Origin of the sequence: Rhodococcus sp. EPR-134 (assembly GCF_001647205.1) — a bacterium.
In the GTDB taxonomy this organism is placed as follows: Bacteria; Actinomycetota; Actinomycetes; order Mycobacteriales; family Mycobacteriaceae; genus Rhodococcus_F; species Rhodococcus_F qingshengii.
On record NZ_LVCT01000081.1, the window covers coordinates 1 to 7,952 of the forward strand.

Here is a 7,952-nt window from a genome sequence, read left to right on the forward strand (position 1 = left end):
GCGTGCTCGATCGTCTCGGTGAGCAGGCCGGCGAAGTCGTCGTCGGACAGATCGATGCCGACATCGGAGAGCGTCGACCGGATCGAAGCTGCATCGATGTTGCCGGCTGCAGCACCGGAGAGTTGGTCTTCGGGCAAGAACCTCGGGCTGGCGCGGTTGACGATGATGGCACCGAGGTTGAGGTCGTCACGCGCCAGTTCTGCGGCGGCGTCGGCGGTTTCCTGAACGGGCAGCGCTTCGAGAAGCGCAACAAGATGTACGACGGTCTCCGGCGAGTGCAGCAGCCGAACGACGCCTTCACTCTGCGAATGCACCGGGCCGCCCTTGGCGAGGTCGGCCATCGCCTTGGTGACGTCGAGGAAGCTGCCGATCCGCCCGGTCGGGGGAGCATCGACGACAACGGCGTCGTACACGCGTTTGCCGGTTCGATCGGTGCGGATGACGCACTCCTTGATCTTGCCGGTGAGCAGAACGTCGCGAAGGCCTGGAGCGATTGTGGTGGCGAATTCGATGGCGCCGAACTTACGCATCGCCCGGCCGGCGAAGCCGAGGTTGTAGAACATTTCGAGGTATTCGAGGAACGCGGTCTCGATGTCGACGGCCAGAGCCATCACTTCACCGCCACCTTCGGCGGCCGCGACCTTGGTCTCCTGCGGTGGAAGCGGTGGTACGTCGAAGAGCTGCGCGATTCCCTGGCGGCCCTCGACCTCCACGAGGAGAACGCGCTTGCCGCCTTCGGCCAACGCGAGCGCCAACGCGGCGGCAACCGTGGACTTACCGGTTCCGCCTTTACCTGACACAAAGTGCAGGCGGGCCTTCGTCGCAGACTCGGGCCAGGTCCTGCTCAGCTCATCTTGGGATGCAACCACACCGCGAGCCTATAAGTCTGGGGCCGAAGATGTACGCGGGATAGGCTCACCGCATGAGCGAAATAACTTCCTGGGAATACACCGTGACTCCGTTGCTGGTCCACAATCCGAAGGCAATTCTCGACAACTGGGGTGTCGACGGCTGGGAACTCGTCGCCGTCCTGCCGAGCGCGTCGGGCGAGCAGCACGTCGCGTACATGAAGCGTCCGAAGGGCTGAATCACATGGCAGAGGCAACACAGACCTGGTCGGAGCGTCTCGCCGAACTGGGCATTGCACTTCCCGCCGTCGCGGCACCCGTCGCTGCGTACGTTCCCGCGGTTCGCAGCGGCAACCACGTGTACACGTCGGGTCAGCTCCCGTTCGTCGACGGAAAACTGGCGCTGACCGGCAAGCTCGGCGCGGGCGTGTCGGATGAGGACGCCAAGGCCGCGGCTCGCACCTGCGCGCTCAACGCTCTCGCTGCCATCGACGCCCTGGTCGGCATCGACAACGTCGTTCGTGTCGTCAAGGTTGTCGGCTTCGTGGCATCCGCCGAAGGATTCACCGGTCAGCCCGGCGTGATCAACGGCGCATCCGAGTTCCTCGGTGAGGTGCTCGGCGACGCCGGTATCCACGCCCGTTCGGCAGTCGGCGTGGCAGAACTTCCCCTCGGCTCTCCGGTCGAGGTGGAACTGATCGTCGAAGTTCGCTGATGTCGACTGTCCATCCCGCCTACGCGCAGCTTCGCCGCGTCACCGACATCGCTTCGGTCTTGCTCGAGAACAACCCGGGCATGATGACGCTGGACGGTACGAACACTTGGATTCTGCATGCTCCGGGCAGCATCGAGTGTGTTGTCGTCGATCCAGGCGACAACGACGAGGAACACCTGCAACGTGTCGCTGGTATCGGTCCGGTAGCGCTGACCTTGATCACGCACCGGCACTACGACCACACCGGCGGGGTGGACCGTTTCCACGAATTGACTTCGGCTCCAGTGCGTTCCGTCGACCCTACTTTTCTTCGCGGGGGCGCTTCGGCGCTTGTCGACGGTGAAGTGATCGAGGTAGCGGGCCTGAAGTTGCGGATCCTCGCGACGCCGGGCCATACCGCGGATTCGGTGTCGATAGTCATCGAGAACGATGCGAGCGTGCTGACGGGCGACACCATTCTCGGCCGCGGCACGGCAGTTCTCGACGACTCCGACGGCGATCTGGGGGACTACCTCACCTCGCTGCGATCGCTGGCCGCACTCGGCGAAGGACTGACGGTTCTTCCCGGGCACGGTCCGGACCTACCCGATCTGCAGGCGATTTCGCAGCAGTACCTCGCCCACCGCGAGGAGCGTCTGGATCAGGTGCGGGCCGCTCTGTCGACGTTGGGCGAGTCGGCCTCGGTGCGCGACGTAGTCGAACACGTCTACTCCGACGTGGACCCGAAGTTGTGGCCGGTCGCGGAGAAATCCGTCAACGTGCAGTTGGCGTATCTGCGACGCTGAGGCGCTCGGCGCCGACATGCAGAGCTGAGTTGTGTGGCCGAACTGCCGCCATCTATGCCGATCGAGGTATAGCTGGCGGCAGTTTTTGCATTTGTTTGATATGGGTCACGGGCCAATAGTTAGTCCATGACCTCACAATGCGACGGATGGATCCGCAATTACGTGGACGGCTCCTATGTCGAACCCGACGAGTCGTCGAGCTTCGATCAGGTCGACCCAGCAACGGGCCGTGTTCTAGCCCGGGTCCACGAGGCCGACAAGGCCCTGGTCGATCGGGCCGTGACCTCTGCCAGACGTGCTCTGGACAACGGTTGGGCCGATACGCCGGTTCGAGAGCGGACGGCTCTGCTGCGACGCGCCGCCGACCGGATCGAGGAGCGATTCGAAGAGTTCGTCGCCGCAGAGATGGCGGACACCGGCAAGCCGATCACGCAGGCACGCGAACTCGACGTCGCGCGCGCCCTGACGAACTTCCGCACCTTCGCCGACATCGTCGCCGCGGCGGGACAGGAATCGTTTGTCACGGACCTCGCGGGCGGCAAGCAGGCGCTGAACTACGCGATCCGCAAGCCGCTCGGCGTCGTCGCCGTGATCGTTCCGTGGAACCTGCCGCTGCTTCTCCTGACCTGGAAGGTTGCGCCCGCGCTCGCGTGCGGAAACTCCGTGGTGGTCAAGCCCTCCGAGGAAACCCCGGCGACTGCGTCGTTGCTGGCTGAGGTGCTCGAAGAGGTCGGCCTGCCTGCCGGCGTCTACAACGTCGTCCATGGATTCGGTGCGAACTCGGCCGGCGAGTTCCTCACCACGCACCCCGGTATCGACGGCGTCACCTTCACCGGATCTTCGGCAACGGGTTCGCATGTCATGAAAACCGTTGCCCCGCGGGTCCGTCCGGTCTCGTTCGAGCTCGGCGGCAAGAACGCCGCGATCGTGTTCGACGACGTCGACATCGACGAGGCTCTGACGGGTCTGACCAAGTCGGTGTTCACCAACACCGGCCAGGTCTGCCTGTGCACCGAGCGGGTGTACGTGCACCGCAGCATTTTCGACGACATCGCCGGTGGACTCGTCGAGCGGGCAGCAGGACTGCGTCTGGGCGACCCGACGCTCGATGCAACGACGACCGGACCGCTCATTTCGCAGGCACACCGGAAGAAGGTACTCGACTACTTCGAGATCGCCGAGCAGGAAGGCGCGAAAGTGCTGACCGGCGGCGGTATTCCGGACCTCGGACAGGAACTGTCGGGCGGATCCTGGATCGAACCCACCCTGTGGACAGGCTTGACCAACAAGGATCGCGCCGTGCGCGAGGAGATCTTCGGACCCGTCGCAGCACTCATTCCGTTCGAGACCGAAGCCGAAGCGATCGCCCTCGCAAACGACACCGAGTACGGCCTTGCTGCCTCCGTGTGGACCAACGACCTGCGCCGCGGGCACCGCGTCGCGCAGAAGATGAACGTCGGAATCTCCTGGGTCAACACGTGGTTCACCCGCGAACTGCGATCTCCCTTCGGCGGCATGGGCCTGTCCGGCATCGGACGTGAGGGCGGCGAGTCCTCGCTGCACTTCTACACCGAACCGACGAATGTATGTGTGCAACTGTGAACATCGAAACCGCAAAAGATTTCCAGAAATGAGCGAGGCGTGATGACAGCCCCCGAAGACACCGTATCCGCGCTCGCGCGTCGCCTCGACGACGCTGCGCAGACGCGCACCGACACGCCGAGCCTCGCCGACGAACACACCATCGACATCGACCAGGCCTACCGGATCCAGAACGAACTCCTCGAACGGCGCACCAGCCGTGGTGAATCGATTGTGGGCATCAAGCTCGGCTTCACGAGCAAAGCGAAGATGGCGCAGATGGGTGTCTCCGAAGTGATCGTCGGTCAGTTGACCGACGCGATGTGCGTGAGCAACGGCGGCGAAGTCGACCTGAGGACGTTCATTCATCCCAAGATCGAACCCGAAGTGGCATACCGCTTGTCGAAGGACGTCGATCTCGACGATCCGAACGTCGACATCGAAACCTGCGTCGACGCACTGGCTCCCGCAATGGAGATCATCGACTCGCGGTACCGCGACTTCCGCTTCACCTACACCGACGTCGTCGCTGACAACACCAGCGCTGCCGGGTACGTGATCGGGAGGTGGCTGCCGCTACAGAACGTCGAAGACCGTTCCGTACGTATGGAAGTCGGCGGCGAGACGGTAGTCGGTTCCACGTCGGCCATTCTCGGCGATCCGGTGCGAGCTCTGCATGCACTGCTCGACATCGCTCGTCGACGCCGAATCCCGTTGCGCGCCGGGCAGGTAATTCTGGCCGGTGCCGCCACAGCAGCTGTGCGACTCGACGAGGGCGTCGCACAGTGCACGATCGACGGACTCGGAACCGTCACGGTGAAAGGTGTGAAGCGATGAGTGGGGCGCAGGTCATCGAGAAGCTGGCGAAGCCGCGCGGAAAGTTCCCCCACGTCAAGGTGGTCGGCGATTTCGTCTATGTCTCCGGGACCAGTTCGCGTCGACCCGACAACACGTTTGTCGGCGTCGAGGTCGACGAGATGGGGACCACGGCGCTCGACATTCGGGCGCAGACGCGTGCCGTCATCGAGAACATCACGGCGATTCTCGCCGAAGTGGGCGGAGAACTGAGTGATCTGGTTCAGGTCACCTCCTACCTGGTGTCGATGAACGACTTCGGCGGATACAACGAGGTGTACGCCGAACTGTTCGACGAAAACGGTCCGACGAGAACGACTGTGGCTGTTCACCAGCTGCCCCACCCTCACCTGCTCATCGAAATTTCCGGCGTGGCGTACGTGCCCGCCTCCCGACGCTCGGCGTCCGAAGATACGGAGAATGCATCATGACCACGATTCCTCCCGTCATCGACTTCAAGAAGTGGATCGACGACAACCGCCACCTCCTGCAGCCGCCCGTCAACAATCAGACGATGGCGCTCGGAGACGATTTCATCGTGCAGGTCGTCGGCGGCCCCAACCAGCGGACCGACTACCACCTCGATCCGTACGAGGAGTGGTTCTACCAGCTCGAAGGCGACATCCACGTCAATGTCATGACCGAAGACGGTCCTCAGCGCGTCGACATTCGCGAGGGTGAAACTTGGTTGCTGCCAGGAGACATTCCGCATTCGCCGCAGCGTCCCACCGCGGGCTCGATCGGCCTGGTCATCGAACGCGTCCGCAAGGAAGGCACGCTCGAGAAGTTCCAGTGGTACTGCCTCGAATGTGATCACAAGATTCACGAGGTCGAACTTCAGGTGCGCGACATCGTGGCCGACCTTCCGCCGGTGTTCGTCAAGTTCTACGAGAGCGAAGAAGCCCGCACGTGTGACAAGTGCGGCACGCTCCATCCCGGCAAGGGCTGAGCTATGAGCAACCTGATCGACATCCACACCCACTACGTGCCCAACGGGTGGCCGGATCTGACCGAAGACGCGGGGCCGCAAGCGCCGTGGCTGAAGGTCGAGTCGGAAACCGAAGCAATGATCATGATGGGCACCAAGGAGTTCCGTCGCATCCAATCCGATGCCTGGGACGCCGAGGTGCGGCTTCGGGACATGGATGCCGACGGCGTGCAGACGCAGGTCGTCTCACCTACTCCGGCGTTCTTCAACTACGGCCGGAGCGGTGAGCAGGCAAGTCGCATTGCACGGATCTTCAACGACCTCGCACTCGAGATCGTGGAGCCGGCGAAGGATCGGTTGATTCCGTTCTGCCAGGTGCCTCTGCAAGACACCGACGCAGCGTGCCGTGAGTTGGAGCGGTGCATCGCGAACGGGCACCGCGGTGTCGAGATCGGCAATCATGTCGGCGATCTGGACCTCGACAGCGAGGGCGTGGTGACGTTCCTGCAGTACTGCGCGTCGCTGGACGTGCCGGTATTCGTGCACCCGTGGGACATGGCCAACTCTCCGCGCCTCGATCGCTGGATGGCGCAGTGGCTCACTGCGATGCCGGCCGAAACGCACCTGTCGATACTCGCACTGATTCTCGGTGGGGTGTTCGACAAGATCGACGATCGTCTCAAGATCGGATTTGCGCACGGTGGTGGATCTTTCGCGTTCTGGTTGGGACGGATGGAAAACGCCTGGCACGGCCGCAACGACATCATCGGTACGTCGCAGTTCCCGCCTTCGCACTACCTGGGAAGGTTCTACGTGGATTCCGTCGTCTTCGACGAGCGTGCGCTGCGACTGTTGGTGGACACGGTGGGGGTGGACCGTGTGATGGTGGGTAGTGATTACCCGTACCCCTTGGGGGAGCGTCCGGTCGGTGAGGTGGTTCGCAAGAGTGAGTTCTTGGACGATACTGCGCGCCAACTGATTTCGCGGGGGAATGCCGAACGCTTCCTGGGTCTCGTCTGAGGCCCCGGCTATACCTTTTCCGGTATGGCGGACGGTGAATTCGGCATTTGTGAGTCATGTCTCGAGCGAGCACAATTCCAAACACAACGATCGACGACGCTCGTGATACCGACAATCCCGAAGACGGGGTCGGTGACTACAGACTTCATCGTCCGCCTGCCCCATCCAATCGATAGGTTCCGCGATGTCAGACAAGATATCCAACAGCACTACGAGCGACGGAAAGCCGTTGCCGGAGAAAGCGGCCCGTAGCCGAGTTGCCATGGCAACCCTGGCCGGCACAACTCTCGAATGGTACGACTTCTTCCTCTACGGCACAGCCGCCGCGTTGATCTTCAACAAACAATTCTTCCCGAGCCTGAGCCCCACGGCCGGCACGCTGGCTGCCTTCAGCACCTTCGCCGTCGGGTTCATTGCACGGCCGGTGGGTGGACTCGTGTTCGGGCACTTCGGTGACCGGATCGGGCGCAAGGCCACGCTCGTGGTCTCATTGGTGATGATGGGCATCGGGTCCACACTCATCGGCCTCATCCCGAACTACGACTCCATCGGTTTCTGGGCGCCCGTCCTCCTGGTGGCGATGCGCGTCGTTCAGGGCATCGGTCTGGGCGGTGAAGGCGCCGGCGCGACACTCATGTCGATGGAGCACGCGCCGGCGGGGCAGAAGAATCTCTATGCAGGTTTCCCTCAGATGGGCACACCCGCCGGACTGGTTCTCGCCAACGGCATCTTCCTGACGACCAACGCCGTGATGTCGGACTCGGCATTCGCTTCGTGGGGTTGGCGAATCCCGTTCCTGCTCAGCTTCGTTCTGGTGGCGATCGGTCTGGTGATTCGCCTGCGCGTCACCGAGTCGCCGTCATTCGCCGGGATCATGGAGAAGGGCGAAATAGTCCGCTTCCCGCTGCGTGAGTCGCTCAAGGTCGGCTTCCCCCGTTTGTCTCTCACGCTTGCCGCGTGCTTGGCGAACTCCGCCGTGGCGTACGCCTTCATGGTGTTCACCCTGTCGTACGGAACTCAACATCTGGGCTACGACAAGCAATTCCTGGTGCTCAGCGTGACCGCGGCAGCAGTCCTGTGGTTCCTTTCCATCCCGTTCTGGACAAAGATCGCCGACAAGTACGGGCGTCGGCACATGTTCATCGGCGGATCTGCCGCAATCCTGTTGTGGTGCATCGTGTTCTTCCCGCTCCTCAACACCGAGAACAAAATGGTCGCCG

10 protein-coding genes are annotated in these 7,952 nt (G+C 62.7%); 9 read left to right on the top strand and 1 reads right to left on the bottom strand.

Annotated elements, in window-relative coordinates; genetic code table 11:
- The coding region (locus A2J01_RS03950; RefSeq protein ID WP_064112030.1) for an ArsA family ATPase at positions 1-869 on the bottom strand (869 nt) is incomplete at its 3' end.
- 53 nt (positions 870-922) lie between these two features.
- Here A2J01_RS03950 and A2J01_RS36250 point away from each other — a divergent pair.
- The 9 genes from A2J01_RS36250 to A2J01_RS03990 all read left to right on the top strand — a co-directional run.
- Positions 923-1,087 carry a hypothetical protein gene (locus A2J01_RS36250; RefSeq protein WP_003943454.1) on the top strand — a complete coding sequence of 55 codons (165 nt, stop codon included), beginning with the start codon at positions 923-925 and terminating at the stop codon, positions 1,085-1,087.
- A gap of 5 nt (positions 1,088-1,092) precedes the next feature.
- Positions 1,093-1,563 (top strand): RidA family protein, encoded by a 471-nt coding sequence (locus A2J01_RS03955; RefSeq protein ID WP_003943508.1) that lies wholly within the window; start codon positions 1,093-1,095, stop codon positions 1,561-1,563.
- Positions 1,563-2,348 (top strand): MBL fold metallo-hydrolase, encoded by a 786-nt coding sequence (locus tag A2J01_RS03960; protein WP_064112032.1) that lies wholly within the window; start codon positions 1,563-1,565, stop codon positions 2,346-2,348. The genes A2J01_RS03955 and A2J01_RS03960 overlap by 1 nt, the downstream gene beginning before the upstream one ends.
- A 126-nt stretch (positions 2,349-2,474) precedes the next feature.
- Entirely contained in the window at positions 2,475-3,950 is a 1,476-nt protein-coding gene (locus A2J01_RS03965; RefSeq protein WP_042446666.1) for a 2-hydroxymuconic semialdehyde dehydrogenase, read from the top strand.
- 42 nt (positions 3,951-3,992) lie between these two features.
- Positions 3,993-4,766: a 2-keto-4-pentenoate hydratase gene (locus tag A2J01_RS03970; RefSeq protein WP_003943526.1), complete on the top strand. Its 774-nt coding sequence runs from the start codon at positions 3,993-3,995 to the stop codon at positions 4,764-4,766.
- On the top strand, positions 4,763-5,215 hold the full coding sequence (locus A2J01_RS03975) for a RidA family protein (protein WP_007732394.1): 453 nt from the start codon (positions 4,763-4,765) through the stop codon (positions 5,213-5,215). The genes A2J01_RS03970 and A2J01_RS03975 overlap by 4 nt, the downstream gene beginning before the upstream one ends.
- Complete coding sequence (locus A2J01_RS03980) at positions 5,212-5,733, top strand: 3-hydroxyanthranilate 3,4-dioxygenase (RefSeq protein ID WP_003943511.1); 522 nt, start codon at positions 5,212-5,214, stop codon at positions 5,731-5,733. The genes A2J01_RS03975 and A2J01_RS03980 overlap by 4 nt, the downstream gene beginning before the upstream one ends.
- A 3-nt stretch (positions 5,734-5,736) precedes the next feature.
- The gene (locus A2J01_RS03985) at positions 5,737-6,732 is read left to right on the top strand and encodes an amidohydrolase family protein (RefSeq protein WP_064112034.1); all 996 of its coding nucleotides are present in this window, start codon (positions 5,737-5,739) and stop codon (positions 6,730-6,732) included.
- Positions 6,733-6,916: 184 nt separating this feature from the next.
- Positions 6,917-7,952, top strand: a 1,036-nt coding sequence (locus tag A2J01_RS03990) for an MFS transporter (protein WP_064112036.1), incomplete at its 3' end; no start/stop codon positions are given.